This is a genomic window from Streptomyces nodosus, assembly GCF_008704995.1.
GTDB classification, from domain to species: domain Bacteria; phylum Actinomycetota; class Actinomycetes; order Streptomycetales; family Streptomycetaceae; genus Streptomyces; species Streptomyces nodosus.
In genome coordinates this window covers 2,035,151-2,060,428 of the sequence record NZ_CP023747.1, presented here as the reverse complement: position 1 = coordinate 2,060,428, position 25,278 = coordinate 2,035,151, and the positions used below count along the sequence as shown (strand labels likewise).

Sequence of the window (25,278 nt, the reverse complement as noted above, 5' to 3'; positions counted from 1 at the left end):
CCCCGACCGTTCCCACGGGCCCTCACGACCGGGACCGCGCCGGGCCGCGGTGCTCAGGCCACCGCGCTCAGGGTGTCGGCGAGGCGGCGCCGCGCCGAGCGGGCCGCGGGCAGTACGGCGAGGGCGGCGGCGCCCAGCACGGTGGCGCCCGAGAACAGCAGCAGAACGGCGGGGGAGGGCCCCCGCGCCAGCCCCGCACCGATGCCGCTGGACCGGCCCTGGGCGTCGATCAGCCAGTGGGCCAGCGGAATCCCCAGGGCCGTACCGACGACGACCGCGGCCAGGGCGGTGCACGCGGTGGCCATGACGGTGATCGCGGTGATCGCCCGCGGGGACAGCCCGATGGCCTTGAGCGCCAGCAGGTCCGGCTCGCCCTCGCGGACGGTGCCGCCGATCGTGGTGAGCAGTTCGACGACCCCGATCAGCCCGAGGACGGCGATCAGTCCGGCGACCAGTCCGCGCAGCGGCGAGAGCCCGTCCGCCGGATTGGTCACCGGGTGCACATCCAGATGCCCGTGCCCGGCCGCGGCCAGTTCGTCGGCGACCGCGTGCGGATCGGCGCCGGGGCGGAGCACCAGCTGGTAGAGGGTGGGAATCAGCCGGGGGTCGTTCTCCCGGAGGGTGTCGAGCGAGGTGGAGATGTTCCGGCCGGCGTTCTCCGGCTCGATGCTGCGCCCCACGATGTGCAGGATCTGCGGCTGGTCGCCCACCGTCATCCGCACCCAGTCCCCGACCCGTACATCCAGCAGGTCGAGCAGCCCCTGCCCGGCCACTGCCTCGTCACGGCCCAGCGCGGGACGGCCCTCGGCGAGGGCGTAGGGATACGGTTCCCGGCGGGTGCCCAGACCGCGCAGGGCGATGGTGGCCGTCTGGCCCGGCACCAGGGCCGCCACCTCGACACCGGGGTAGGTGTCGGCGATCCGGGGGTTCGCCGTCAGCAGCGCGCGGGTGGCGTCGTCGTCCAGACTCCCGTCGGGGCGGACGGTGAGGGAGGCCGCGAGACCGACCTCCTCGGGCCTGCTGTGGAAGCGGTCGATCGTGGTCCAGGCGCTCATCGCCACCACGATCAGCAGCAGCGGCAGCGCCAGCCGGGCGATGGCGGCCCAGGACCGGGCACGACCGGTGAAGGCCTTGTGCCAGCCCAGGACCAGCGCGGCCGGCAGCCGCAGACCGAGGGCCCCGCGCGCCGCACCGCTCAGCCGCCCGCCGGCCGGGGCCGCGGGCCGTGGCACGGGTACGGGCGGCACCCGCCCCGCCCGCCAGGCCGCGAGCCAGGTGGTGGCGGCGATGAACAGGACCGCGCCCACCGGGATCGCGAACAGCGCCACGGTGTGCTCGGGCAGCCCCTGCCACACCCCGACCGCGTCCCCGAGACGCCCCGGGATCCGGCCGCCGAGCCCCTGGGTGAGCGCCGCCGCGGCCACGGCACCCAGCAGCGCGTACGCCACATGCTGGATCAGAAAGATCCGGACGACCTGGCCGGGGGTGAAGCCGATCGCCTTGAGCACCGATATGTCCCGCAGATGCCCCCGGACCCGGGTCCCGATCGCCCCGTGCACCGCGAACCCGGCGGCCACCAGCGCGCCGAGACCGAACAGCCCCAGCACCTGCCCCAGCAGCCGGTTCTCGCCCTGGGCCTCCGCCCTGGTCTGCTGCCAGGTCGAGACCTCGCTGACCGCGCCGGCCCCCAGCACGGTGACCGCGCGCTGGACGGCGTAGTCGGTGTCCTCCGGGTCGGTCAGCCGCAGCCCGGTCACCTGGCTGCCGGGTTCGCGCACCACGGCCGGCGGCGCCCAGACGATGCCAGGCTGTTCGCCGGGGCGGTAGCCGGGTTCGGCGCTGTCCGCGATGCCCACGACGGTCACCGTCCGGGCCGTGCCGGCCACCGACAGGGTGTCCCCGGGCTCGGCCAGCAGCGCGCGGGCCAGCCGGCTCTCCAGCACCACCCCGTCGGGCCGCGCGGGATCCAGCCATCGGCCCGAGGTGATCAGCGGTCGGCCGACGGACGGCAGCCGGGGCGTGCCGCGCAGTTCCACCGAGGCACGGGTGCCCCGGGACACCACGGTCGCCGCCTCCGTGGCATAGGGGCCGGCGACGGACTCCACGCCGTCGAGACCGGTCAGTTTCGCGGCATCGGCGCCGCGCCCGGTGTGGATCCACACATGAGCGCCGTGCGCCTGGGCGAAGACCCGCTGCCAGGGGTTGGTCGCATAGCCGAAGAGTGCCGTGGCCAGCAGCAGGGAGGTGACGATGCCGGCGGCGGCGAGCACGATGGACAGCGCCTCGCCGCGGTGCGTCCGCAGATCGGAGTGCGCCCAGCGCAGGGTGGCTCGCACGTCTCAGCCCCTCGGCCCGCGCGCGGCGGGGGCGTGTGCCGTCGGTTCCTGGTGCACGGTGGATCAGTCCCTCAGTTCCAGCACACCGGAGGCGCCGCCCCTGCGGGACGGGGTGCTGCCGTCCAGCGCCGCGTCGTCGACGATCCGGCCGTCGAAGAAGCTGATCACCCGGTCGGCGGCGCTCGCCAGCCGGGCGTCATGGGTGACCAGCAGGATGGTCTGGCCGCGCTGATGGAAGCGGGAGAGCAGCCGCATCACCTCGCGGGTGCCCCTGCTGTCGAGGCTGCCCGCGGGTTCGTCGGCGAGCAGCAGCGGCGGATGGTTGACCAGGGCCCGGGCCAGGGCGACCCGCTGCTGTTCACCGCCGGACAGCTCGCCCGGCATGCTGCGCTCCTTGCCCGTGAGGCCCAGCTCGGCCAGCAGCTCCTCGCGCTCGGAACGGGCCTGCCGCGGCGGGAGGCCGGCCAGCAGCGCGGGCAGTTCGACATTGTCCGCGACCGACAGATTGGACACCAGATTGAAGAACTGGAAGACGATCCCGATGCGCTTTCTGCGCTCCACGGCCCAGCGCGCCTCACCGTAGGAGTCCGTGCACTCGCCGTCCAGCCAGATGCTGCCGGCGTCGGGACGCTGGAGCCCGCCCAGCAGATGCAGCAGGGTCGACTTGCCCGCGCCGGAGGGCCCGGTGACGGCCACGAACTCGCCCCGGGCCACTTCCAGATCGACCCCGCGCACGGCATGGGCGGGCGCGCCCTCGCCGTGATGGGTCTTGACCAGGCCCTCGGCCCGCAGCACAGGAGCGGGGTGCTCGCTCACTCCAGCTCCTCCAGTTCCTCCTGGCACCGCTCCAGCCAGTCGAGGTCGGCCTGCAGATGCAGCATCGCGCCCTCGATCAGCAGATGGGCCGTCTTGTTGTCGCGGTCTTCGGCGGCGGCCAGTCTGGACAGGCTGCGCATGGTGTTGAGGTACTGGCGCCGCTGCTTGTTGATCAGGGCGATCTGGTCGGCGAGACGGGTCTGCGGAGCCAGGGCCAGCTTCATGAAGAACTCGTCCCGTACCCGAGGCTCGTCCGTGGTCTCCTCGTACCAGGCGCGCAGTGCCTCCCGCCCGGCGTCGGTGAGGTGGTAGATCTTCTTGTTGGGCCGGCTGGACTGCTCGACCTCCTCGCCCTCGATCAGCCCCGACTTCTCGAGACGGCCCAGGGTCACATAGATCTGGCCGACGTTCGGCTGAGGGTACGCGGAGCCCAGGAGCTGCTCAAGGTCCTGCTTGAGCTCATAGCCGTGGGCGGGGCCGCGCGCGAGGAGGGCCAGGAGGGGCAGGCGCACTCGTGCTGTCCTCCTCGGATCCCGGTATGTGCTCCAGGGGCCTAGTGCCCCGACAGGCAACGTTCGCCCCGTCGCGACGCCCGGCACGCACTCTCGCCGCACCGGCCGCAAGCCCAAGTACGTCCAGTACGAGGACTTCCGGCCGGCACACCGAGAGCACGCACCGGACGCCGCTCCTTCACGGGCGAACGTTGCCTGCCGCGGCACTAGTATCGCCCATACCTAACAGGTATACATGGCCTCGGACGCCGGACGACGATGCCCGGTGCCGGTGCACAGGGAGGGACCATGCGGTGGAGGCACGCCGCCGGCCGGTTCCTTCTGGTCCTGGCCGTGGTGCTGACCGGCTGTGTCACCTCGGGCGCCCAGGCCGACGAGGGTGCCTCGGGCGGACGCGGGCCGCTCACCCTGGCCACCGCGGGCGACCTCACCGGCTATCTCGGAGCGGTGCTGGAGGGCTGGAACCGCACCCACCCCGATGAGCGGGTCACCCTCGTCGAACTCCCGGACTCCGCCGACGAGACCCATGCGCAGATGACCACGGATCTGCGCGCCGGTGAGCGCAGCCGCTTCGACGTCCTCAACATCGATGTCGCCTGGACCTCCCAGTTCGCCGCCGCGGGCTGGATCCGCCCGCTGCCGCGCGAGCGCTTCCCGCTGGACAGCTTCCTGCCGCCGGTCGTCGACACGGCGACCTACGACGGACATCTGTACGCGGTGCCGTACGTCACCAACGCCGGGCTGCTCCTGTACCGCAAGGACATCCTCGAGAAGGAGGGCGTCGCGCCGCCGCGCACCTGGAGCGAACTGGAGCAGGCCGCGAAGACCATCGCCCCGAAGTACGGGCTGGACGGCTACGCGGGGCAGTTCCTGCCGTACGAGGGACTCACCGTCAACGCGGCCGAGGCCGTGTATTCGGCGGGGGGCACGATCCTGGGTGATGAGGGCGAGCGCGTCACGGTGAACTCGGCCGCGGCCCGCGAGGGCATCGGCTATCTCGCCCGGGGCCTGCGCGAGGGCTGGATCCCCGAGGAGGCGCTGAACTACAAGGAGGAGGAGTCCCGGCAGGCCTTCCAGGACGGTCGGCTGCTCTTCCTGCGCAACTGGCCGTACGCGTACGTCAGTGCCTCCGCGCCGGGCTCCGAGGTCGCCGGGAAGACCGGTGCCGTGCCGCTGCCGGGGCCCGAGGGGCCGGGGACCAGCGTTCTGGGCGGCTCCAATCTGGCGGTCAACACCCATGCGCGGCACCCGGAGTCGGCCATGCGCCTGATCGGGTATCTCACCGGCGAGCGGGTGCAGCGCGAGGTCCTCACCCGCGGCGCGCTGCCCCCGGTGAGGGCCGCGCTCTACGACGATCCCACGCTGGTGCGGGAGTTCCCGTATCTGCCGACCCTGCGGGCGAGCGTTCTGGCTGCCGCCCCGCGCCCCAAGAGCCCGCGCTACGACCAGGTCAGCCTGGCGGTGCAGGCGGTCGTGCATGACGCGCTGACCGGGCACGAGACGCCCGAGAGCGCGGTGCGACGGCTGGCGCGGGAGCTGGCCGCCCTCTCCCACCGCTAGTTACTTGTTAGGTAACGCCCGGGTCTCTCTTCGCTCTTCAGTGACCCGATATATCCCCATAATCAGGGCCAACTCCCCGGTATCTTACGTCGGTTCATTGACACCCTTATGACACGCCTACTTAACATGCATGCATAACCGTAAGCACGCACAGACAGGTCGACGGGGTGAGTCTCAAGCACATCGACACCCACCGCTGGTGGCGCGATGCAGTGATCTACCAGGTGTATGTCCGCAGCTTCCTGGACAGCACCGGTGACGGCATCGGCGATCTGGCCGGGGTCAGAGCAGGGCTGCCGTATCTGAAGAAGCTCGGCGTGGACGGGATCTGGCTGAGCCCGTTCTTTCCCTCGCCCCAGCACGACCACGGCTACGACGTCTCCGACTACTGCGACGTCGACCCGCTCTTCGGGGATCTCGACGAGTTCGACCGGCTGATGGCGGCCGCCCGGCGCCTCGGCATCAAGGTGCTCCTCGACATCGTCCCCAACCACTGCTCCAGCGAGCACCCGTGGTTCCGCGAGGCGCTCGCCTCCGCGCCCGGCAGCCCGGCCCGGGCCCGCTTCCACTTCGCCGAGGGCCGCGGCCCCGGCGGCGCCGAGCCGCCCAACAACTGGCACGCCATGTTCGGCGGTCCGGCCTGGAGCCGGGTCACCGAGGCGGACGGGACCCCCGGCCAGTGGTATCTGCATATGTTCACCCCCGAGCAGCCCGACTGGAACTGGCGCAACCCCGAGATCGCCGCCCACTTCGACCATGCGCTGCGCTTCTGGCTGGACCGGGGCGTCGACGGCTTCCGTATCGATGTCGCCGCCGGACTCTTCAAGCACCCCGAACTGCCCGACTCCCCGGACCCGGAGGCCGACGCCCGCACCCGCGACTCGGTCAACCCGCTCGCCTGGAACCAGCCCGAGGTGCACGAGGTGTGGCGGCACTGGCGCGCGGTGTGCGAGGAGTACACGGCACGCGACGGCCGTGAGCGGCTCCTGGTCGGCGAGGTCTCGGTGCCCACCGCCCGCGAACACGCGCAGTACGTCCGCCCGGACGAGCTCCACCAGGCCTTCTTCTTCGACCTGCTCAGCGCCCCCTGGGACCCGGACGCCTTCCGCAAGGTCGTCTCCGAGGCCATGCAGGACATCGCCGGCACCGGCTCCACGGTCACCTGGGTGCTCAACAACCACGACCAGGTCCGCACCGTCACCCGCTACGGGGAACCGGCCGTCGAGGGCAGCGGCCTGGGTGCCGCCCGGGCCCGCGCCGCCGCGTTGCTGATGCTCGCGCTGCCCGGCGCCGCCTATATCTACCAGGGCGAGGAACTGGGGCTGCCGGAGGTCGTCGACCTGCCCGACGACGTGCTCACCGACCCGATCTTCCGGCGCACCGGAAGCCGCGCCCGCGTCCGCGACGGCTGCCGGGTGCCGCTGCCCTGGTCGGGACACGCCTCCCCGTTCGGCTTCACCTCAGGGGCAGAGGGCGCCAAGCCGTGGCTGCCGCAGCCGGACTGGTTCGCCGAGCACGCCACCGACCGTGCCCTCGCCGACACCCGCTCCTTCTGGCATCTGTACCGCGACGGCCTCCAACTGCGCACCGCGCTGGCCCAGCTAGGCGAGGGCACCCTGCGCTGGCTCGACACCCCGCCCGACGTGCTCGCCTTCGTCCGCGGCGACGACCTGGTCTGCGCCGTCAACTTCGGCACGGCACCCACGACCGCCCCGGTCCCGGGCACCCCGCTGCTCGCCAGCGGCCCCTGCCCGCCCGGAGAACTCCCCGGCTCGACCGCCGCGTGGTGGATCAGCGACGGCAGCGGCCTCTGATCCTCCTCCGGTTCCCGTCAACTCCCACTCTCTCGAAGGGACATCAACGATGATGAGACGACGTACCACCCTCCTCACCGGTTGCACCGCCCTCGTCCTGGCGCTCGGCGCCACCGCCTGCGGCGGCGAGCCCGTGTCCGCGGGCGGCGGCGACAAGGAGCTCAGCGGCCAGACCGTCACCGTGGCCGGTGTCTGGTCCGGCAGCGAGCAGAAGAACTTCCAGAAGGTGCTGGACGCGTTCACCGAGAAGACCGGCGCCAAGACGCAGTTCATCTCCACCGGCGACAATGTCTCCACGGTCGTCGGCAGCAAGATCGAGGGCGGCAACGCACCCGATGTCGTGATGGTCCCGCAGGTCGGCGTGCTCCAGCAGTTCGCCAAGGAGGGCTGGCTCAAGCCGCTGTCCGAGACCGCGCAGAAGAGCGTGAACGACGGCTACGCGAAGGTGTGGCAGAGCTACGGCAGCGTCGACGGCACCCTCTACGGCCTGTACTTCAAGGCCGCCCACAAGTCGACCGTCTGGTACAGCCCGGACGCCTTCACCCAGGCCGGCATCGAGGCGCCGAAGACCTACGACGAGATGCTGAAGGCCGGGCACACCGTCTCCGACTCGGGCCTCGCCGCCTTCGCGGTCGCCGGACAGGACGGCTGGACGCTCACCGACTGGTTCGAGAACATCTATCTCTCCCAGGCCGGGCCCGAGAAGTACGACGCCCTGGCGTCCCACGAGCTGAAGTGGACTGACGCGAGCGTGGTCAAGGCGCTCGGCACCCTCGGCAAGCTCTTCAAGGACAAGCAGCTGATCGCGGGCGGCCAGAAGGGTGCCCTGAACACCGACTTCCCGGGTTCCGTGGAGAAGGTCTTCGGTCCCAAGCCCGAGGCCGGCATGGTCTACGAGGGCGACTTCGTCGCCGGCGTCGCCCACGACCAGTTCGGCAGGACCATCGGCAAGGACGCCGACTTCTTCCCGTTCCCGGCGGTCGACGGCGGCAACGCGCCCGTGGTCAGCGGCGGTGACGCAGCGGTCGCCCTCAAGGACGGCAAGAACGCCAAGGCCGGCATGAAGCTCCTGGAGTACCTGGCGACCCCGGAGGCCTCCGCCGTGTGGGCGAAGGCGGGCGGCTTCCTGTCCCCGAACAAGAAGCTCGACCTCGCCTCCTACAGCGACGACGTCACCCGTGCCACCGCCAAGTCGCTGATCGAGGCCGGTGACGCGGACTCGGTGCGCTACGACATGTCGGACATGGCGCCGGCGGCCTTCGGCGGCACCAAGGGCGTCGGCGAGTGGAAGCTCCTCCAGGACTTCCTGCGCGACCCCTCCGACCCCAAGGCGACCGCGGCCAAGCTGGAGGACGCGGCGGCCAAGGCGTACCGGGGCTGACCGGGCATGACCGCCACCACGCTCGTGAAAGAGGCGGGCCCGCCGCCGCCCGCGGCCGGCGCGGAACGCGCCCGGCGCGCGCGGCGGCGCGGGCGGGCCGCCGCCCTGCTGTTCGCCTTCCCCGCCTTGCTGCTGCTGGGCGCCCTCGTCGTCTACCCGGTGCTGTTCTCGATCGGGCGCAGCTTCTTCGACGCCTCCGGGAACCGGTTCGTGGGCGGCGAGAACTACACCGAGATGTTCCGCGACCCGGCGACGCTGAAGGCCATCCGCAACACCACCATCTGGGTGGTGGTGGCCCCGGCGCTGCTGACCGGGCTCGGACTGATCCTGGCCGTGCTGGTGGAGAAGGTCCGCTGGGCGACGGCGTTCAAGCTGCTGCTGTTCATGCCGATGGCGGTGTCCTTCCTCGCCGCGGGCATCACCTTCCGGCTCGCCTATGACGAGGACCCGGACAAGGGTGTGCTGAACGCCGCCGTGGTCTCGGTCCACGACGCCTTCAAGGGCTCCTCGTCGTACCCGACGGCCCGGGCCCGTGAGGGGGAGGCGCTGAGCGCGTCCGCGGACGGCTCCTACCGCACCCGTGCGGGCGTCTCGCCGGGTGACTCGGTGGTGCTGCCCATGGTCGGCGTCCTGCCCAAGGACCTGCCCGCGGGGGCCGAACCCGCCGCCGCGGCGGCCGGGCGCAAGGCGGCCGCCGACGAGCTGCGCGGCGTGGTCTATCTGGACTTCACGCCCGGCGGGGGCGGACAGCAGGGCAAGGTCGACGCGCAGGAGAGCGGCCTGCCGAAGATGCGGGTGGAGGCGCTGCGCGACGGCCGGACCGTCGCGAGCACCACCACCGCGTCCGACGGCTCCTTCCACTTCTCCCAGCTGGCCGCCGGCTCGTACACGCTGAAGCTGCCGGCGTCCAACTTCGCACCGCCCTACCAGGGGATCTCCTGGCTCGGCCCGACACTCGTCACACCGGCGATCATCGGGGCCTATCTGTGGATCTGGACCGGCTTCGCCATGGTGCTGATCGGCGCGGGCCTGTCCACCCTGCCGCGGGACGCGCTGGAGGCGGCGCGGATCGACGGGGCGAACGAGTGGCAGATCTTCCGCCGGATCACGGTGCCGCTGCTCGCACCGGTGCTCACCGTGGTCTTCGTGACCCTGGTGATCAATGTGATGAAGGTCTTCGACCTCGTCTACATCATCGCGCCCGGTCCGGTGCAGGAGGACGCGACCGTGCTCGCGACCCAGATGTGGCTGGTGTCTTTCGGCGGCGGCAACAACCAGGGCCTCGGCAGCGCGCTCGGCGTGCTTCTGCTGCTGCTGGTGATCCCCGCGATGGTCTTCAACGTCCGTCGTTTCCGAAGGAGTCAGCGATGAACGCGATCAGGCGCGGCCTGGGCAACGGTCTGGTCCAGGCGTTCCTCGTGGTGGTCGGGCTGATCTGGCTGACCCCCCTGGCGGGGTTGTTCGTCGCGTCGCTGCGCTCGCCCGAGGACACCGCGAAGGGCGGCTGGTGGACGGCGCTGTCCGCCCCGGCACAGATGTCCTTCGACAACTACTCGGCGCTGCTGAAGAACGCCGGGATGACCCAGGCGTTCTGGAACACCGTGATGATCTCGGTGCCCACCACCGCGCTGGTCGTCATCATCGCGGCGCTCGCCGGATATGCCTTCGCCTGGCTGGACTTCCCGGCCCGTGAACCGCTCTTCCTGCTGGTGGTGGCGCTGCTGGTGGTGCCGGTGCAGATCGGTCTGCTGCCGGTCGCCAAACTCTTCGGGCAGCTGGGGCTGTTCGGCACCATCCCCGGAGTGGTGCTGTTCCATGTGGCGTACGGACTGCCGTTCGCGGTGTTCCTGCTGCGGAACTACTTCGCCGAGATGCCCAAGGAGATGCTGGAGGCGGCGCGGATGGACGGCGGCAGCGAATGGCGGATCTTCACCCGCCTGGTGCTGCCCGTGGGCCGGCCCGCCCTCGCCAGCCTGGCCATCTTCCAGTTCCTCTGGGTGTGGAACGACATGCTGGTGGCCCTGCTGTTCGCCGACGGCTCCTCCCAGCCGCTGACCGTGGAACTCCAGACCCAGCTACGGCAGTTCGGCAGCAACATCGATGTCCTGGCCCCCGGGGCCTTCCTGTCCCTGATCGTTCCGGTGGCGGTGTTCTTCGCCTTCCAGCGGCACTTCGTCCAGGGAGTCATGGCCGGGTCGGTGAAGTAGGGGCGCGTAAGCGGGCGGGCGGGACGGGCGCGGGCAGGCGTCCTCCCGCCCGTCGTTTGTCAGGGCGGGCCCCTACAGGTCGAGGAACGGGACCAGTACCGACAACAGTTCGGCGGGCGCGTCCAGTGCGATGAGATGAGCCGCGGTGGGGAACTCGACCAGACTGGCACCGGGGATCTCGGCGGCGTACCGCCGGCCGATGTCCTGGAAGTCGGCGACGTCCAGCCGTCCGGTCCCCACCAGCACGGGGACGGAGACAGCGGCGAGATCGCCGGGCGCGGTGGACCGGGAGTGCTCCTCCACGACGCCCTGATTGACCAGCGACGTGCGCATCGGCCCGCGGAGCCCGTCGGCGAGACCGGGCGCGACGTCCTCCCACTCTCGAGCCGGCCCGCGCAGCCACATGTCCAGGTTGACACGGACGGCGGCCTCCATGTCCCCCGAGGCCAGGGCCGCCGTCTCCGCCTCGTCGTACGCGACCATGTCCGCGGACCAGTCGTATCCCGGCCAGGGCGGGGCGAGCAGTGCCAGGGAACACACCCGGTCCGGGTGGGCCAGAGCGAAGTTCAGGGCCACCCGACCGCCCCAGGACGCGCCGACGAGCCGGACCCGTTCATGCCCGAGACGGTCCAGGAGACGGCGCAGATCGTCGGCCTCGTCGAACGGGCCGGTCGGGGGCTCGGACGCACCGAAGCCCCGCAGGTCGTACCGGACGACGGTGTGCCGCTCCGCGAGACCGGGCACGATCGCGTCCCACATACGGTGATCGGCGACGCCCGCGTGCACAAGGACGACAGGGGGTCCGTCGCCCTCGACGGCATAGGAAAGACGGCCGAGATCATCGGCAAGTATGAGCATCCGCAGATGCTCGCAGCGTCACCGCGCGGGTGTCACCCGAAAATGGGTCGCTACAGCACCATGCCCCGGGCTCCGACTTGCGGAGCCCGGGGCACCGGCACGGCCCGTCCGGCGTTTCGCCGGGGGAGCCGCCGCGCGTTCCTCACGGTGAGGCGGGCGGGTACAGGGATCTCGGGAGCTGGGACGCCGCTGCCGCGTCCAGCAGCCACAGGGTGCGGGACCTGCCGTACGCGCCGGCCGCCGGGGCCTGGATCTCGCCCGCGCCGGACAGGGCGATGGCCACCGCCCGGGCCTTGTCCTCGCCGGCCGCCAGCAGCCACACCTCGCGGGCGGACCGGATGGCGGGCAGGGTCAGGGTGACCCGGGTCGGCGGCGGCTTCGGCGCGCCGTGCACGCCGACCACCGGGGACTCTGTCTCCCGCACCGCGGGCAGCTCGGGGAAGAGCGAGGCCACATGCGTGTCCGGGCCCACCCCCAGCAGCAGCACGTCGAACGCGGGCACCGCACCGTGGTTCTCGGGCCCCGCGGCCCGGGCCAGCTCCGCCGCGTACGCCTCGGCCGCCGCGTCCACATCGGCGCCGTAGGCACCGTCGGAGGCGGGCATGGGATGCACCCGCTCCGGGTCCAGCGGCACGGCGTCCAGCAGCGCCTCGCGGGCCTGGGTGTGGTTGCGTTCCGGGTCGCCCTCCGGCAGATAGCGCTCGTCGCCCCACCACAGGTCGATGCGGCTCCAGTCGACGGCGTCCCGGGCGGGCGCCTCGGCGAGCGCGGCCAGCAGACCGTTGCCGTTGCGCCCGCCGGTGAGCACCACCGAGGCGGAGCCGCGCGAGGCCTGGGCGTCCACCACCTTGGTGATCAGCCGGGCCGCCGCGGCCTGGGCCATCAGCTCCTTGTCGCGGTGCACGACGAGCTGGGGGGTGCTCACTGCGCCGCCGCCCGGTGCGCGGAGCCGGACTGCGGGGCCGATTCCTGCGTCTGCCCCGGCTCGGGGCCTCCGGCCACGTCCGCCTCCTTCACCGGGGGCTGCCCGGCCGGGGCTCCCGCGGGCTTCGCCGGGGCGCCCAGCCGGTCCACGCCGTAGCGCAGCGCCGAGGCATAGGTGTCGTCCGGGTCGAGCCGGCGCAGCTCCTCCGCGATCAGCTCGGAGGTCTCGCGCCGCTTCAGCGCCACCGCGCGGTCGGGCTGACCGTGGATGGAGAGCGTGGCGAGCGAGCCGTCCGCCCGGTCGAGGACGATCGGACCGCAGCTGGTGCCCAACCGGACGGCGGTGAGGCCGGGCCCTGCGGACCGGGAGCGCATGACGGGCACGTCCAGCCGGTCCGCGAGCCACATCGCCAGCAGCTCACAGCTCGGGTTGAACTCCTCGCCCTCCACCTCGACCGTGGTGACCTCGCAGGTGACCTGGTCGAGGGCCGCGGCCAGCATCGAGCGCCAGGGCGTGATGCGGGTCCACGACAGATCGGTGTCGCCGGGCGTGTAGGCGTCGGCGCGGGCGTTCAGCTCCCGCACCGGGGCCTCGGCCGTGTAGGAGTCCGTGACCCGGCGCTGGGCGAGCGCGCCCAGCGGGTCGTTGGCCGGGTCGAGCGGCGCGTCGGCCGGCCACCACACCACGACGGGGGCGTCCGGCAGCAGCAGCGGCAGCACCACGGAGTCCGCGTGGTTCACCACTTCGCCGTACAGCCGCAGCACCACCGTCTCCCCGGTGCTCGCGTCCGCGCCCACCCGGACCTCGGCGTCCAGCCGGGAGGAGGTGCGGTCGCGCGGGGAACGGGAGATCCGCTTGATGACCACCAGGGTGCGCGAGGGGTGCTCGCGCGAGGCCTCGTTGGCGGACTTCAGCGCGTCGTAGGCGTTCTCCTCGTCGGTGACGATGACCAGGGTGAGCACCATGCCCACGGCGGGGGTGCCGATGGCACGGCGTCCCTGCACCAGCGCCTTGTTGATCTTGCTGGCCGTGGTGTCCGTGAGGTCGATCTTCATGGCCTGCGCCAGCTCCGTCCGTCTCGTGCGAGCATCTCGTCGGCCTCGACGGGCCCCCAGGTGCCGGCCGGGTACTGCGCGGGCTTGCCGTGCGTGTCCCAGTACTCCTCGATCGGGTCGAGGATCTTCCAGGACAGCTCGACCTCCTCGGTGCGCGGGAACAGGTTCGAGTCCCCGAGCAGCACGTCCAGGATCAGGCGCTCGTAGGCCTCCGGGCTGGACTCGGTGAAGGACTCGCCGTAGGCGAAGTCCATGGACACGTCCCGGATCTCCATCGAGGTGCCCGGCACCTTGGAGCCGAAGCGCACGGTGACGCCCTCGTCGGGCTGGACGCGGATGACGACCGCGTTCTGGCCGAGCTCCTCGGTGGCGGTGGTGTCGAAGGGGGAGTGCGGGGCGCGCTGGAAGACGACCGCGATCTCGGTGACCCGGCGGCCCAGCCGCTTGCCGGTGCGCAGATAGAAGGGCACGCCCGCCCAGCGGCGGTTGTCGATGGCCAGCTTGACCGCGGCATAGGTGTCGGTCGTGGAGGCGGGGTCGATGCCCTCCTCCTGGAGATAGCCGACCGCCTTCTCGCCGCCCTGCCAGCCGGCCGCGTACTGCGCGAACACGGTGTCCCGGCCCAGCTCTCTGGGCAGCCGGACCGCCCCGAGGACCTTGGTCTTCTCGGCGGCGAGCGCATCCGCGTCGAAGGAGGCGGGCTCCTCCATGGCCGTGAGGGCCAGCAGCTGGAGCAGGTGGTTCTGGATGACGTCGCGGGCGGCACCGATGCCGTCGTAGTAGCCGGCCCGGCCGCCGATGCCGATGTCCTCGGCCATGGTGATCTGCACATGGTCCACGAAGGACCGGTTCCAGATCGGCTCGAACATCGTGTTGGCGAAGCGCAGCGCCAATATGTTCTGGACGGTCTCCTTGCCCAGATAGTGGTCGATGCGGAAGACCTGGTCCGGGGCGAAGACCTCGTGCACGATCGCGTTGAGCTCCTCGGCCGACCTCAGATCGTGGCCGAAGGGCTTCTCGATCACCGCGCGCCGCCAGGAGCCGCCGGTCTGGTCGGCCAGACCGTGCTTCTTCAGCTGCTGGATGACCACCGGGAAGGACCGGGGCGGCACAGAGAGATAGAAGGCGAAGTTGCCGCCCGTGCCCTGCGCCTTGTCCAGCTCCTCGATGGTGCCGCGCAGCCGTTCGAAGGAGTCGTCGTCGTCGAAGGTGCCCTGGACGAAACGCATGCCCTGGATCAGCTGCTGCCAGACCTCCTCGCGGAAGGGCGTGCGGGCATGCTGCTTGACGGCGTCATGGACCTCCTGGGCGAAGTCCTCGTCCTGCCACTCGCGGCGGGCGAAGCCGACGAGGGAGAAGCCCGGCGGCAGCAGACCACGGTTGGCGAGGTCGTAGACGGCGGGCATCAGCTTCTTGCGCGACAAATCGCCTGTAACGCCGAAGATGACCAGGCCCGACGGCCCCGCGATGCGCGGGAGCCGTCGGTCCGCGGCGTCACGAAGCGGATTCGCTTCGTGTACGGATGTCAAGGTCTCAGCCCTCCGAGGGGGCGAGGCGCCGGAGCTCCGCCTCGGTCGACTCGAGCAGGTCGTTCCAGGAGGCCTCGAACTTCTCGACGCCCTCGTCCTCCAGGAGCTGGACCACGTCGTCGTACGAGATCCCGAGCCGCTCGATCGCGTCCAGATCGGCGCGCGCCTGCTCGTAGGTGCCGGTGACGGTGTCGCCGGTGATGTCGCCGTGGTCCTCGGTGGCCAGCAGGGTGGCCTCGGGCATGGTGTTCACCGTGTTCGGCGCCACCAGGTCGTCCACGTACAGGGTGTCCTTGTAGGCCGGGTCCTTGACGCCGGTGGAGGCCCACAGCGGGCGCTGCTTGTTGGCCTGCGCCTTGTCGAGGGCCAGCCAGCGGTCGCCGCCGAACACCTCCTCGTACGCCTGGTAGGCGAGCCGCGCGTTGGCGAGCGCCGCCTTGCCGCGCAGCCCCTTGGCCTCGGGCGTGCCCTGGGCGTCCAGCCGCTTGTCGATCTCGGAGTCCACCCGGGACACGAAGAAGGACGCCACCGAGTGGATCTTGGAGAGATCCAGGCCGCGTTCCTTCGCCTTCTCCAGACCGGTGATGTAGGCGTCCATCACCGCGCGGTAACGCTCCAGGGAGAAGATCAGCGTCACATTGACGCTGATGCCGTTCGCGATGGTCTCGGTGATCGCCGGAAGCCCCGCCTCGGTGGCCGGGATCTTGATGAGCGTGTTCGGGCGGTCGACGAGCCAGGCCAGCTGCTTGGCCTCGGCGATGGTGGCGCGGGTACGGTGCGCCAGCCGCGGGTCGACCTCGATCGACACCCGGCCGTCCTGGCCCTGGGTGGCGTCGAACACCGGCCGCAGGATGTCGGCGGCGTCCCGGACGTCCGCCGTGGTGATCATGCGGACGGCCTCGTCGACGGTGACCTTGCGGGCGGCCAGGTCGGCGAGCTGCCGCTCGTAACCGTCCCCCGCCGAGATCGCCTTCTGGAAGATCGTCGGGTTGGTGGTGACGCCCACGACGTGCTGCTCGTCGATCAGTTCGGCGAGATTGCCGGACGTGATCCGCTTGCGCGACAGGTCGTCCAGCCAGATCGCGACGCCTTCCTCGGAGAGGCGCTTCAGTGCGTCTGTCATGGAAATTGCATCTCCTACGTGTCGTGTATCAGCGTCAGCGCCGGGCTGCGGCGATCGATTCCCGGGCGGCGGCGGCGACGTTCTCGGGAGTGAAACCGAACTCACGGAACAGGACCTTGCCGTCCGCCGAAGCACCGAAGTGCTCCAGGGAGACGATGCGGCCGGCGTCCCCCACGAAGCGATGCCAGGTGAGGCCGATCCCGGCCTCGACCGCGACCCGCGCCTTCACCGACGGCGGCAGGACGCTGTCCCGGTACCCCTGCTCCTGCTCCTCGAACCACTCCACGGACGGCATCGACACCACCCGCGTCGGCACGCCCTCGGCCTGGAGCTGCTCACGGGCCTCGACGGCCAGGTGCACCTCGGAACCGGTGGCGATCAGGACGACCTGCGGCTCGCCGCCCTCGGCCTCGGCCAGCACATAACCGCCGCGCGCGGTGTCCTCGTTGGGTTCGTAGGTCGGCACACCCTGACGGGTCAGCGCCAGACCGTGCGGGGCGCCCTTGCCGAACTCCTTGGTCCAGCGCCTGAGGATCTCGCGCCAGGCGATCACGGTCTCGTTGGCGTCGGCGGGGCGGACGACGTTCAGACCCGGGATCGCCCGCAGCGAGGCCAGGTGCTCGACCGGCTGGTGGGTGGGGCCGTCCTCACCCAGGCCGATGGAGTCGTGCGTCCACACATAGGTCACCGGCAGATGCATCAGCGCGGACAGCCTGACCGCGTTGCGCATGTAGTCGGAGAACACCAGGAAGGTGCCGCCGTAGACACGGGTGTTGCCGTGCAGGGCGATGCCGTTCATCTCCGCGGCCATGGAGTGCTCGCGGATGCCGAAGTGCACGGTGCGGCCGTAGGGGTCGGCGCTCGGCAGCGGGTTGTCCGCCGGCAGGAAGGAGCTGTTCTTGTCGATGGTGGTGTTGTTGGAACCGGCCAGGTCGGCCGAACCGCCCCACAGCTCGGGGACGACCGCGCCGAGGGCCTGCAGCACCTTGCCGGAGGCGGCACGCGTGGCGACGCCCTTGCCCGTCTCGAAGACCGGGAGCTTCTCCTCCCAGCCGGTGGGCAGCTCACCCTTGCTGATGCGGTCGAACTCGGCGACGTGCTCCCCGGCGCGGTTGCGCCACTCCTGGAACGACTTCTCCCACTCAGCCTTCGCCTGACGGCCCCGCTCCAGGGCCTTGCGGGTATGGCCGATGACCTCGTCGGAGACCTCGAAGGTCTGCTCCGGGTCGAAGCCGAGGACGCGCTTGGTGGCCGCGACCTCCTCCTCGCCCAGTGCCGAGCCGTGCGCGGCCTCGGTGTTCTGCGCGTGCGGGGCCGGCCAGGCGATGATCGAGCGCATCGCGATGAAGGACGGCCTGTCCGTGACCTTCCGGGCCTGCTCGATCGCGTCGTAGAGGGCGTGCGGGTCCAGGTCGCCGTCCGGCTTCGGCGCCACGCGCTGCACATGCCAGCCGTACGCCTCGTACCGCTTGACCGTGTCCTCGGAGATCGCGGTCTCCGTGTCGCCCTCGATCGAGATGTGGTTGTCGTCCCACAGCAGGATCAGATTGCCGAGCTTCTGGTGACCGGCCAGCGAGGACGCCTCGGCCGAGATGCCCTCCTGGAGGCAGCCGTCACCGGCGATGCAGTAGATGAAGTGGTCGAAGGGCGAGGCGCCCTCGGGACCCTCCGGGTCGAACAGGCCGCGCTCGTAGCGGGAGGCCATGGCCATGCCCACCGCATTGGCGACACCCTGGCCCAGCGGGCCGGTGGTCGTCTCCACGCCCGGCGTGTGCCCGTACTCGGGGTGGCCGGGGGTCCGGGAGCCCCAGGTGCGGAAGGACTTCAGATCGTCCAGCTCCAGACCGAAACCGGCCAGGTAGAGCTGGGTGTAGAGGGTCAGCGACGAATGGCCGGCGGACAGGACGAACCGGTCGCGGCCCACCCACTCGGGATCCGCCGGGTCATGGCGCATCACCTTCTGGAAGAGGGTGTAGGCGGCCGGAGCCAGGCTCATCGCCGTACCCGGATGGCCGTTGCCGACCTTCTGTACGGCGTCGGCGGCCAGGACGCGGGCGGTGTCGACGGCCCGCTGGTCCAATTCGGTCCACTCGAGGTCTGGTGTGGTCGGCTTGGTGATCACCCTGGGTCAGGGCTCCTCTCCACATGTCGAATGCCGGTGCACTGGGGGCACCGGCCGGTGCTGAGCCTACCCCCGTCGGTACATGCATCTTTCGAGTCATTCCAGACTGCCGGGAGCGGCCACTGTCTGCCTCCCGATCAGCGCGTTCGTGCATTTCGCAACTGAATACGGACGGCGTCAGAAGAGCGCTCAACCGAGCAGGATCCTGCTCCTGATTCCGGGGCCGTCCGGGGCGCGATCCCGCTTCTGACCGCGGGTCCGCCCGGCGCCGCCGCCCCCCGAGCGCGGCCGTCCCAACACGACCGACCCCCGAGGAGGGCGGTCTGGGGGCAACGTCTAAAGTTGCGTGAGTACGCGCGAGCATGTACCGGGCATTCACACCCGGCGCGCTCGCTGAGATGTCTCTGTCAGGGGTGTACGTGACGGCCGTCGAATCCCGTCCCGGGAATGCCTCCCTTGCCCTCAAGGCCATGGGGGAGAGTGCGGGCACCGCCTTCCCGGCCGCGAGAGAGCTCGGGACGAGCAGCAGCCGGACCCGGCGGTCGTTCGGGGCCCGGGTCAAGGCATTCGTGGCACTGACGAAGCCGCGGATCATCGAGCTGTTGCTGATCACCACGGTGCCGGTGATGTTCCTCGCCCAGCAGGGCGTGCCCGACCTCAAGCTGGTGCTGCTCACCTGCCTCGGCGGTTATCTGTCCGCGGGCGGCGCCAACGCGCTGAACATGTACATCGACCGTGACATCGACGCGCTGATGGACCGCACCTCACAGCGTCCCCTGGTCACGGGGATGGTCAGCCCCCGTGAATGCCTCGCCTTCGGCATCACCCTGGGGATCGTCTCCACCCTGCTGTTCGGTCTCACCGTCAACTGGCTGTCCGCCTGGCTCTCGCTCGGCGCGCTCCTCTTCTATGTCGTCGTCTACACGATGATCCTCAAGCGGCGCACCTCGCAGAACATCGTGTGGGGCGGCATCGCCGGCTGTCTGCCGGTGCTCATCGGCTGGTCCTCGGTCACCAACTCCATGTCGTGGGCCCCGATCATCCTCTTCCTGGTCATGTTCTTCTGGACGCCGCCGCACTACTGGCCGCTGTCCATGAAGGTCAAGGAGGACTACGCGCGCGTGGGTGTGCCCATGCTGCCGGTCGTCGCCTCCAACAAGGTGGTCGCCCGCCAGATCGTGATCTACAGCTGGGTGATGGTCGCGGTCTCGCTGCTGCTCACCCCGCTCGGCTACACCGGATGGTTCTACACGGTGGTGGCCGTGGCGGCCGGCGGCTGGTGGCTGTGGGAGGCCCACGCCCTGCAGAACCGCGCCAAGGCGGAGGTCACGGGCGGGAAGCTCAAGGAGATGCGGCTGTTCCACTGGTCCATCACCTATGTCTCGCTGCTGTTCGTCGCGGTCGCGGTGGATCCGTTCCTGCGCTGAGGCCTGAGGGCCGAGGCCCGGGGTCCGTGCCTCCGCGATGCGCCGGGCGCGGCCTTCCGGGGCGCGGTGCTCCGTGTCCCAGGCCACGCGGCCTTGCCGTCGCCCTGCGGTTTACTCATCGGTAGCATCCTGACCATGGCAGACACGGCAGACACGCAGCAGTTCGACGCGGGCCCCGAGGCCCGGAAGGCCGCCGGGGCGGAGCGCACGGCGGCCCGGCTCGCCCGGCAGATCGGCGCCTTCGCCCGGCAGCACGGCGGTGCCGAGGGACAGGTGGCGTACGTCGGGGAGCGCGGCGCCCGGATCGTGCTCGTCGGCGAGGACGGCGACTGGGGCGACCTCTTCGCACCCACGTACGCGATCGCCGAGGAGGCCGTGCGCATCTCCGGGATCACCGTCCATGAGGCGTTCGACGGGGAGCTCGCGGGCAAGGTCAGGACCGGCCCGTACGAATGGAAGCGCATGGCGGGGCTCCAGCTGGGCGGCCGGCAGGGCGCCTGAGACCGGCACCTGGATCCGGCGGCCGTTCCCGCCGGTCCCGCGCCCGGGGGACGGGGGAGCAACACCTCACGCCCGGTTCACCCGTTAGGACCCTGTGGAGGCACGGTCCAGTCGCGGGGAGTCCGGATGATCGAAATGCCGTCCCTGGTGGACCAGTACTGCCACGGTGTGCTCCGTACCGAGCTGGGCCTCGGCACCTTCGAGGCCCACCTCGCCCGCACTGAGGGCCCGCCGGCCGCCGGCACCACCCTCTTCGACACCCAGACCGGCTTCGCCGTACGCCGCTGGTGTCCGCCGCTGCTCGGTCTGGAACCGCACTGCCCGCCCGCCCGCTATCTCGCGCGGCGCCGTGAACTCGGGGTCCTGGAGGCGGGGCGCAGACTGCTGCGGGGCAGCGGCATCACCACCTACCTGGTCGACACCGGACTGCCCGGCGATCTCACCGGGCCCGCCGAGATGGCCGCGACGGGAGCGGCCGAGGCCCATGAGATCGTCCGCCTGGAGCTGCTCGCCGAACAGGTGGCCGACACCTCGGGCACGGTGGAGTCCTTTCTCGGCAATCTCGCCGAGTCGGTGCACGGGGCGGCGGCGCACGCGGTGGCCTTCACCTCGGTGGCGGGCGTACGCCACGGTCTGGCGCTCGCGCCGGAGCCTCCCGGGCCGGGGGAGGTGCGCGGTGCGGCGGGGCGCTGGCTCGCGGGCCGCCGGGTGGGCGGCGCCCTCTCGGACCCGGTGCTGCTGCGCCATCTGCTGTGGAGCGCGGTGGCCTCGGGCCGGCCCCTCCAGCTCCACGCGGGACTCGGCGAACCGGGGCTGCGCATCGACCGTACCGACCCGGTCCTGCTCACCGACTTCGTGCGCGCCACGGCCGGTCTCGGCACCGATCTCGTGCTGCTGCACGGCTATCCCTACCACCGGCACGCGGCCCATCTGGCCGGGGTGTTCCCTCATGTTCATGCGGACCTGGGCGCGGTGTTCCTGCGGACCGGTGCCCGGGCCGCGGATGTGCTCGCCGAGGTCCTGGAGCTGGCCCCCTTCGGCAAGCTCCTCTTCTCCAGCGGCGCCCACGGTCTGCCCGAACTCCATGTGGTCGGCGCCTGTCTGTTCCGTGAGGCGCTCTCCCGGCTGCTGGGGGACTGGGTCACCGGGGGCGCCTGGTCGCCTGCGGACGCGCGGCGGGTCGCGGAGATGATCGCCGCGGGCAACGCCCGGCGGATCTACGGACTGAAGTGAGCCGTAAGGACCCGCCGGCCCCGCGCTGCGCGTCCCGCGGGGGCGGGTGTCAGGCGGCGGCGAGGGCGGGTTCCGCCGGGGGGCCCGGCAGATCCGGTGCCGCCCCGGCGCGTTCGCGCAGCGACAGCAGCACCCGCAGCACCCCGATCCACACCAGGCAGGAGCCGAACATATGGAGGCCGACCAGGACCTCCGGCAGATGGGTGAAGTACTGCACATAGCCCAGCACGCCCTGGAGCAGCAGCACCATGAACAGCTCCCGGGTGCGGCGCAGCGGGCTCGCGGGGGAGTCGACCGCCTTGAGGATGAACCACAGGGCGAAGGTCAGCGTCACCACGATCCAGGCCAGCACGGCGTGCACCTTGGCGACCGTCTCCCAGTCGATGTGGATCCGGTCGACCTCGCTGGAGTCACCCGCGTGCGGGCCCGCGCCGGTGACCACCGTGCCCACCGCGATCAGCAGCACCGCGGCGACGACCAGGAACCACACCAGCTGCCGCACCGCCTTGCCGACCAGCGGACGCGGCGCGGCGTCGCCCTCGCGGGTGCGCTGCCACATCACCGTGGCCACCGTGATCAGTGCCGTGGAGAGCAGGAAGTGCGCGGCCACGGTGTACGGGTTGAGGCCGACCAGCACCACGATGCCGCCGAGCACCGCATTGCCCATCACCACCCAGAACTGCGCCCAGCCGAGCCGGGTGAGGCCGCGTCGCCACGGCTTCTGCGAGCGGGCCGCGACGATCGCCCAGCCGACCGCCGCACACAGCACATAGGTCAGCATGCGGTTGCCGAACTCGATGACGCCGTGCACGCCCATCGCCCGGGTCGTGGTCAGCGAGCCGTCCGTGCACTGCGGCCAGGTCGGGCAGCCGAGCCCGGAGCCGGTCAGACGCACCGCACCGCCGGTGACGACGATGACCACCGACATCACGAGCGCGGCGAGTGCCGCCCGCCGGACCGTCCGGGGGTCCGGAGTCCAGCGTTCGGCGATGAAGGCGAGCGGATTGCGGATGGCCGCTACGGCATCGGCGCGGGTCACGTTTGGCACGCTCTTCATGGTAGGGGTCCGCTTGTGCACGCTTTCACGAGGGGTCGTGCCCGGGGGTGGGAGGCCACCGGCGGCGGTCGTCCTGGGCGGTCGCTCCCAGCCTCCCCGGGCCGTCACTCCCAGCGGAAGAACCGGCCGGCCGCGGCCAGGCCCAGCACGGCCCACACCGCCAGGATCCCCAGGTCGCCCCAGGGCGTTCCGGCCCCGTGCTGGAGGACCTCCCGGAGGCCGTCGGAGAGCGCGGAGATCGGCAGCAGACCGAGGACGTCCTGGGCGCCGGAGGGGAACTTGTCCAGCGGGACGATCACGCCGCCGCCCACGAGCAGCAGCAGAAAGACCAGATTGGCGGCGGCCAGGGTGGCCTCGGCCTTCAGCGTGCCCGCCATCAGCAGACCGAGCCCGGAGAAGGCCGCCGTGCCGAGGACCAGCAGAAGCAGCACGGAGAACGGATCGCCGTGCGGCGACCAGCCGAGCGCGTAGGCGATCACCGCCAGCAGGATCACCTGGAGGACCTCGGTGACCAGGACGGACGCCGTCTTGGCCGCCATCAGCCCCCAGCGCGGCAGCGGTGAGGAGGCGAGCCGCTTCAGCACGCCGTAGCGGCGCTCGAAACCGGTCGCGATCGCCTGCCCGGTGAACGCGGTCGACATCACGGCGAGTGCCAGGATGCCGGGCGCCAGGAAGTCGACGGCCTTGCCGGCACCGGTGTCCACGATGTCGACGGAGCTGAAGAGGGCCAGCAGCAGTGTGGGGATGACGACCGTGAGCAGCAGCTGCTCGCCGTTGCGCAGCAGCATCCGGGTCTCCAGCGCCGCCTGCGCCGCGATCATGCGCGGAAGCGGCGCGGCTCCCGGCTCCGGGGCGTACCTGCCGGTGATGCTCGTCACGAGCGTGGTTCCTTCCCCGTGAGTTCCCCCCTGGACCCCGGTCCGGGGGCGGTGCCGGTGTGCCGCGTCATGAGCGCAGCTCCTTCCCCGTGAGCTCCAGGAAGACGTCCTCGAGCGTGTGCCGTTCGACGGAGATCCGGTCCGGCATCACCCCGTTCTGGGCGCACCAGGAGGTGACCGTCGCGAGCAGCTGAGGGTCGACCTTGCCGACGACGCGGTAGGTGCCCGGGGTCGGTTCCGTCGCGGTGCAGTCGGCCGGAAGGGCCTTCAGCAGCGACGCCATGTCGAGGCCGGGGCGCCCCGTGAAGCGCAGGGTGTTCTCCGCACCGCCCCGGCACAGCTCCTCGGGGGTGCCCTGGGCGACGACCCGGCCCGCGTCGATGATCGCGACATCGTCGGCGAGCTGCTCGGCCTCGTCCATGTAGTGGGTGGTCAGGATCACGGACACGCCGTCGGCGCGCAGATCGCGCACCAGGTCCCAGGTGGCCCGGCGGGCCTGGGGATCGAGTCCGGCGGTCGGCTCGTCCAGGAAGACCAGTTCGGGCCGGCCGACGACGGCCATGGCCAGCGCGAGCCGCTGCTGCTGGCCGCCCGAGAGCCGCCGGTACGAGGTCCGTCCGCAGCTGTCCAGGCCCAGCCGTTCGATCAGGGCGTCCACATCCAGCGGATGGGCGTGCAGCCGGGCGACATGGCGGAGCATCTCGTCGGCGCGGGCGCCCGAGTAGACACCGCCGGACTGGAGCATGACCCCTATGCGGGGGCGCAGCGCGGACGCCTCACGGAACGGGTCGAGGCCCAGCACGCGCACCGTGCCGGAATCCGGCTTCCGGTACCCCTCGCAGGTCTCGACCGTGGTCGTCTTGCCCGCCCCGTTGGGGCCGAGCACGGCGGTGACACCCGCCCCGGCCACCAGATCGAGGCCGTCCACCGCGGTCTTCGCGCCATAGCGCTTCACCAGGGACCGGACCTGGACGACCGGCTCACTTCGCATGGGTCCAGAGTCTAGGGAGGCCGGCCGGGTGCCCGACGCGGGGGTCCGGGATCCGTCCCCGCGGGCTCACACCTCGCGGGGACGGTGCAGGGCCAGCCAGCGCTCCGCGTACGCCACCGCGTCCGCCACGGGGAACAGGCGTACGACCGCCGCGCCCACCCTGCCCCGCGCCACCGGGCGGTCCCGTTCGAAGTCGTGGCCCAGCTCGTCGAACCGTTCCCCCGTGATCGACACCTCCTCCGGCTCCTCCCAGCCGGACGGTCCCGGCCGTCCCACCCGGACGAGCGGGGAGGGGATCCGGTACTCGGCCAGATGGAAGCTGGTGCAGGACTCGTAGCCCGCGCCCAGCAGCAGCACCCGGGCGCCGAGCGCCTCCAGCCGGGCCAGCGGGCTCCGCTCGCCGAGCCGGCAGTCGGGAGCGTGTCCCCGCGTGATCCACGCCGCGCGGGGGCCGACCGCCGCGAAGGAGGTCTGCGGGTGGGCGCTGCGCAGCGCCCCGGGCCAGGTGCGCACGGTCTCCGGTATCACCCCGACGCCGCGCGAAGGGGTGATCAGCGGATCGTAGGCGGGCATCGTGGACCGGATCGTCTCCCACCACTCCTCGGGCACCGGCGGGGCGCTCCACAGCGCGGGGTCCGAGAGGTCGCCGGACTGGGTGGGGACCACCAGGGTGCCGTCGGGCCCGAGGGCGTCGAGCAGTCCCCGGACGACCGCGACGGCGCCCCCGGACACCCAGCCGAGCGAGCTGAGCGAGGAGTGCACGAGGAGGGTCTCGCCGGGCCGTACGCCGAGCGTGCGCAGCTGCGCGCACAGGGTGTCGCGGGTCACAAGAGGGCCGGTCGGAAGGGGTGCGGGCATGGTCCCGGAGTCTTCCCCGTGCCGCCGGCGACCGCCACCCCCTCGATCGATCGGAGATCGTTTGCGCAGGTCACCTTAGGTATGCCTAAGTGATG

The 25,278-nt window shown here is 71.4% G+C and carries 21 protein-coding genes; 8 read left to right on the top strand and 13 right to left on the bottom strand.

All coding sequences use genetic code 11. From position 1 onward, the window contains the following. Nucleotides 1–53: 53 nt before the first annotated feature. The 3 genes from CP978_RS09425 to CP978_RS09415 form a co-directional block, all read right to left on the bottom strand. Nucleotides 54–2,336, bottom strand: a complete 2,283-nt coding sequence (locus CP978_RS09425) for an ABC transporter permease (protein ID WP_150478179.1) — start codon at nt 2,334–2,336, stop codon at nt 54–56. A 63-nt stretch (nt 2,337–2,399) separates the two neighbouring features. Beyond that, nucleotides 2,400–3,152 carry an ABC transporter ATP-binding protein gene (locus CP978_RS09420; RefSeq protein WP_043439342.1) on the bottom strand — a complete coding sequence of 251 codons (753 nt, stop codon included), beginning with the start codon at nt 3,150–3,152 and terminating at the stop codon, nt 2,400–2,402. Further along, on the bottom strand, nt 3,149–3,664 hold the full coding sequence (locus tag CP978_RS09415) for a PadR family transcriptional regulator (RefSeq protein WP_043439341.1): 516 nt from the start codon (nt 3,662–3,664) through the stop codon (nt 3,149–3,151). The genes CP978_RS09420 and CP978_RS09415 overlap by 4 nt, the downstream gene beginning before the upstream one ends. 288 nt (nt 3,665–3,952) lie before the next feature. Between CP978_RS09415 and CP978_RS09405 the strand changes: the two genes are divergently transcribed. The 5 genes from CP978_RS09405 to CP978_RS09385 all read left to right on the top strand — a co-directional run bounded on the left by CP978_RS09405 (nt 3,953) and on the right by CP978_RS09385 (nt 10,626). Further along, nucleotides 3,953–5,224: an ABC transporter substrate-binding protein gene (locus CP978_RS09405; protein WP_043439339.1), complete on the top strand. Its 1,272-nt coding sequence runs from the start codon at nt 3,953–3,955 to the stop codon at nt 5,222–5,224. Between the two features lie 167 nt (nt 5,225–5,391). Then, nucleotides 5,392–7,038, top strand: a complete 1,647-nt coding sequence (locus CP978_RS09400) for a glycoside hydrolase family 13 protein (RefSeq protein WP_227745345.1) — start codon at nt 5,392–5,394, stop codon at nt 7,036–7,038. Between the two features lie 49 nt (nt 7,039–7,087). Continuing rightward, complete coding sequence (locus CP978_RS09395) at nt 7,088–8,419, top strand: ABC transporter substrate-binding protein (RefSeq protein WP_150478178.1); 1,332 nt, start codon at nt 7,088–7,090, stop codon at nt 8,417–8,419. A gap of 6 nt (nt 8,420–8,425) precedes the next feature. Further along, a complete protein-coding gene (locus CP978_RS09390) occupies nt 8,426–9,790 on the top strand; it encodes an ABC transporter permease subunit (protein WP_043439338.1) in 1,365 nt (454 codons plus the stop codon). Next, entirely contained in the window at nt 9,787–10,626 is an 840-nt protein-coding gene (locus CP978_RS09385; protein ID WP_043439336.1) for a carbohydrate ABC transporter permease, read from the top strand. Before CP978_RS09390 ends, CP978_RS09385 begins: the two co-directional genes overlap by 4 nt. 72 nt (nt 10,627–10,698) lie before the next feature. Here the strand turns inward: CP978_RS09385 and CP978_RS09380 are convergent, their stop codons facing one another. The 6 genes from CP978_RS09380 to tkt all read right to left on the bottom strand — a co-directional run bounded on the left by CP978_RS09380 (nt 10,699) and on the right by tkt (nt 18,238). Next, nucleotides 10,699–11,484, bottom strand: a complete 786-nt coding sequence (locus CP978_RS09380; protein WP_043439334.1) for an alpha/beta fold hydrolase — start codon at nt 11,482–11,484, stop codon at nt 10,699–10,701. 142 nt (nt 11,485–11,626) lie between these two features. Further along, nucleotides 11,627–12,409, bottom strand: coding sequence for a 6-phosphogluconolactonase (pgl, locus tag CP978_RS09375; RefSeq protein ID WP_043439332.1), 783 nt, complete (start codon nt 12,407–12,409; stop codon nt 11,627–11,629). After that, a complete protein-coding gene (gene opcA / locus CP978_RS09370; protein ID WP_043439329.1) occupies nt 12,406–13,464 on the bottom strand; it encodes a glucose-6-phosphate dehydrogenase assembly protein OpcA in 1,059 nt (352 codons plus the stop codon). The genes pgl and opcA overlap by 4 nt, the downstream gene beginning before the upstream one ends. Further along, nucleotides 13,461–14,993 (bottom strand): glucose-6-phosphate dehydrogenase, encoded by a 1,533-nt coding sequence (gene zwf, locus CP978_RS09365; RefSeq protein WP_150478177.1) that lies wholly within the window; start codon nt 14,991–14,993, stop codon nt 13,461–13,463. Before zwf ends, opcA begins: the two co-directional genes overlap by 4 nt. Before the next feature lie 4 nt (nt 14,994–14,997). Then, nucleotides 14,998–16,116: a transaldolase gene (gene tal / locus CP978_RS09360; RefSeq protein ID WP_043439327.1), complete on the bottom strand. Its 1,119-nt coding sequence runs from the start codon at nt 16,114–16,116 to the stop codon at nt 14,998–15,000. A 34-nt stretch (nt 16,117–16,150) separates the two neighbouring features. Continuing rightward, nucleotides 16,151–18,238 carry a transketolase gene (gene tkt, locus CP978_RS09355; protein WP_043439325.1) on the bottom strand — a complete coding sequence of 696 codons (2,088 nt, stop codon included), beginning with the start codon at nt 18,236–18,238 and terminating at the stop codon, nt 16,151–16,153. A 413-nt stretch (nt 18,239–18,651) separates the two neighbouring features. Here tkt and CP978_RS09350 point away from each other — a divergent pair, with 413 nt between their 5' ends. The 3 genes from CP978_RS09350 to CP978_RS09340 all read left to right on the top strand — a co-directional run bounded on the left by CP978_RS09350 (nt 18,652) and on the right by CP978_RS09340 (nt 21,399). After that, entirely contained in the window at nt 18,652–19,665 is a 1,014-nt protein-coding gene (locus CP978_RS09350; protein ID WP_376697989.1) for a heme o synthase, read from the top strand. A 135-nt stretch (nt 19,666–19,800) separates the two neighbouring features. Then, nucleotides 19,801–20,166: a hypothetical protein gene (locus tag CP978_RS09345; RefSeq protein WP_043439322.1), complete on the top strand. Its 366-nt coding sequence runs from the start codon at nt 19,801–19,803 to the stop codon at nt 20,164–20,166. 126 nt (nt 20,167–20,292) lie between these two features. Next, the gene (locus CP978_RS09340) at nt 20,293–21,399 is read left to right on the top strand and encodes an amidohydrolase family protein (protein ID WP_043439320.1); all 1,107 of its coding nucleotides are present in this window, start codon (nt 20,293–20,295) and stop codon (nt 21,397–21,399) included. A 49-nt stretch (nt 21,400–21,448) separates the two neighbouring features. Here the strand turns inward: CP978_RS09340 and CP978_RS09335 are convergent, their stop codons facing one another. The 4 genes from CP978_RS09335 to CP978_RS09320 form a co-directional block, all read right to left on the bottom strand. Next, nucleotides 21,449–22,456 (bottom strand): COX15/CtaA family protein, encoded by a 1,008-nt coding sequence (locus tag CP978_RS09335; RefSeq protein ID WP_043439318.1) that lies wholly within the window; start codon nt 22,454–22,456, stop codon nt 21,449–21,451. A gap of 104 nt (nt 22,457–22,560) precedes the next feature. Then, entirely contained in the window at nt 22,561–23,277 is a 717-nt protein-coding gene (locus CP978_RS09330) for an ABC transporter permease (protein WP_221501236.1), read from the bottom strand. 124 nt (nt 23,278–23,401) lie between these two features. After that, the gene (locus tag CP978_RS09325; protein ID WP_043439314.1) at nt 23,402–24,325 is read right to left on the bottom strand and encodes an ABC transporter ATP-binding protein; all 924 of its coding nucleotides are present in this window, start codon (nt 24,323–24,325) and stop codon (nt 23,402–23,404) included. 66 nt (nt 24,326–24,391) lie between these two features. Next, the gene (locus CP978_RS09320) at nt 24,392–25,183 is read right to left on the bottom strand and encodes an AAC(3) family N-acetyltransferase (protein WP_043439311.1); all 792 of its coding nucleotides are present in this window, start codon (nt 25,181–25,183) and stop codon (nt 24,392–24,394) included. Nucleotides 25,184–25,278: the final 95 nt, after the last annotated feature.

Bases quoted from the DNA above. Each gene is read 5' to 3' on its own strand.
- CP978_RS09405 (WP_043439339.1), top strand. From the start codon at position 3,953: ATGCGGTGGAGGCACGCCGCCGGCCGGTTCCTTCTGGTCCTGGCCGTG.
- CP978_RS09395 (WP_150478178.1), top strand. From the start codon at position 7,088: ATGATGAGACGACGTACCACCCTCCTCACCGGTTGCACCGCCCTCGTC.
- CP978_RS09390 (WP_043439338.1), top strand. From the start codon at position 8,426: ATGACCGCCACCACGCTCGTGAAAGAGGCGGGCCCGCCGCCGCCCGCG.
- CP978_RS09385 (WP_043439336.1), top strand. From the start codon at position 9,787: ATGAACGCGATCAGGCGCGGCCTGGGCAACGGTCTGGTCCAGGCGTTC.
- CP978_RS09380 (WP_043439334.1), bottom strand. From the start codon at position 11,484: ATGCTCATACTTGCCGATGATCTCGGCCGTCTTTCCTATGCCGTCGAG.
- opcA (WP_043439329.1), bottom strand. From the start codon at position 13,464: ATGAAGATCGACCTCACGGACACCACGGCCAGCAAGATCAACAAGGCG.
- tal (WP_043439327.1), bottom strand. From the start codon at position 16,116: ATGACAGACGCACTGAAGCGCCTCTCCGAGGAAGGCGTCGCGATCTGG.
- CP978_RS09345 (WP_043439322.1), top strand. From the start codon at position 19,801: ATGGCAGACACGGCAGACACGCAGCAGTTCGACGCGGGCCCCGAGGCC.
- CP978_RS09340 (WP_043439320.1), top strand. From the start codon at position 20,293: ATGATCGAAATGCCGTCCCTGGTGGACCAGTACTGCCACGGTGTGCTC.
- CP978_RS09335 (WP_043439318.1), bottom strand. From the start codon at position 22,456: ATGAAGAGCGTGCCAAACGTGACCCGCGCCGATGCCGTAGCGGCCATC.
- CP978_RS09330 (WP_221501236.1), bottom strand. From the start codon at position 23,277: ATGATCGCGGCGCAGGCGGCGCTGGAGACCCGGATGCTGCTGCGCAAC.
- CP978_RS09325 (WP_043439314.1), bottom strand. From the start codon at position 24,325: ATGCGAAGTGAGCCGGTCGTCCAGGTCCGGTCCCTGGTGAAGCGCTAT.
- CP978_RS09320 (WP_043439311.1), bottom strand. From the start codon at position 25,183: ATGCCCGCACCCCTTCCGACCGGCCCTCTTGTGACCCGCGACACCCTG.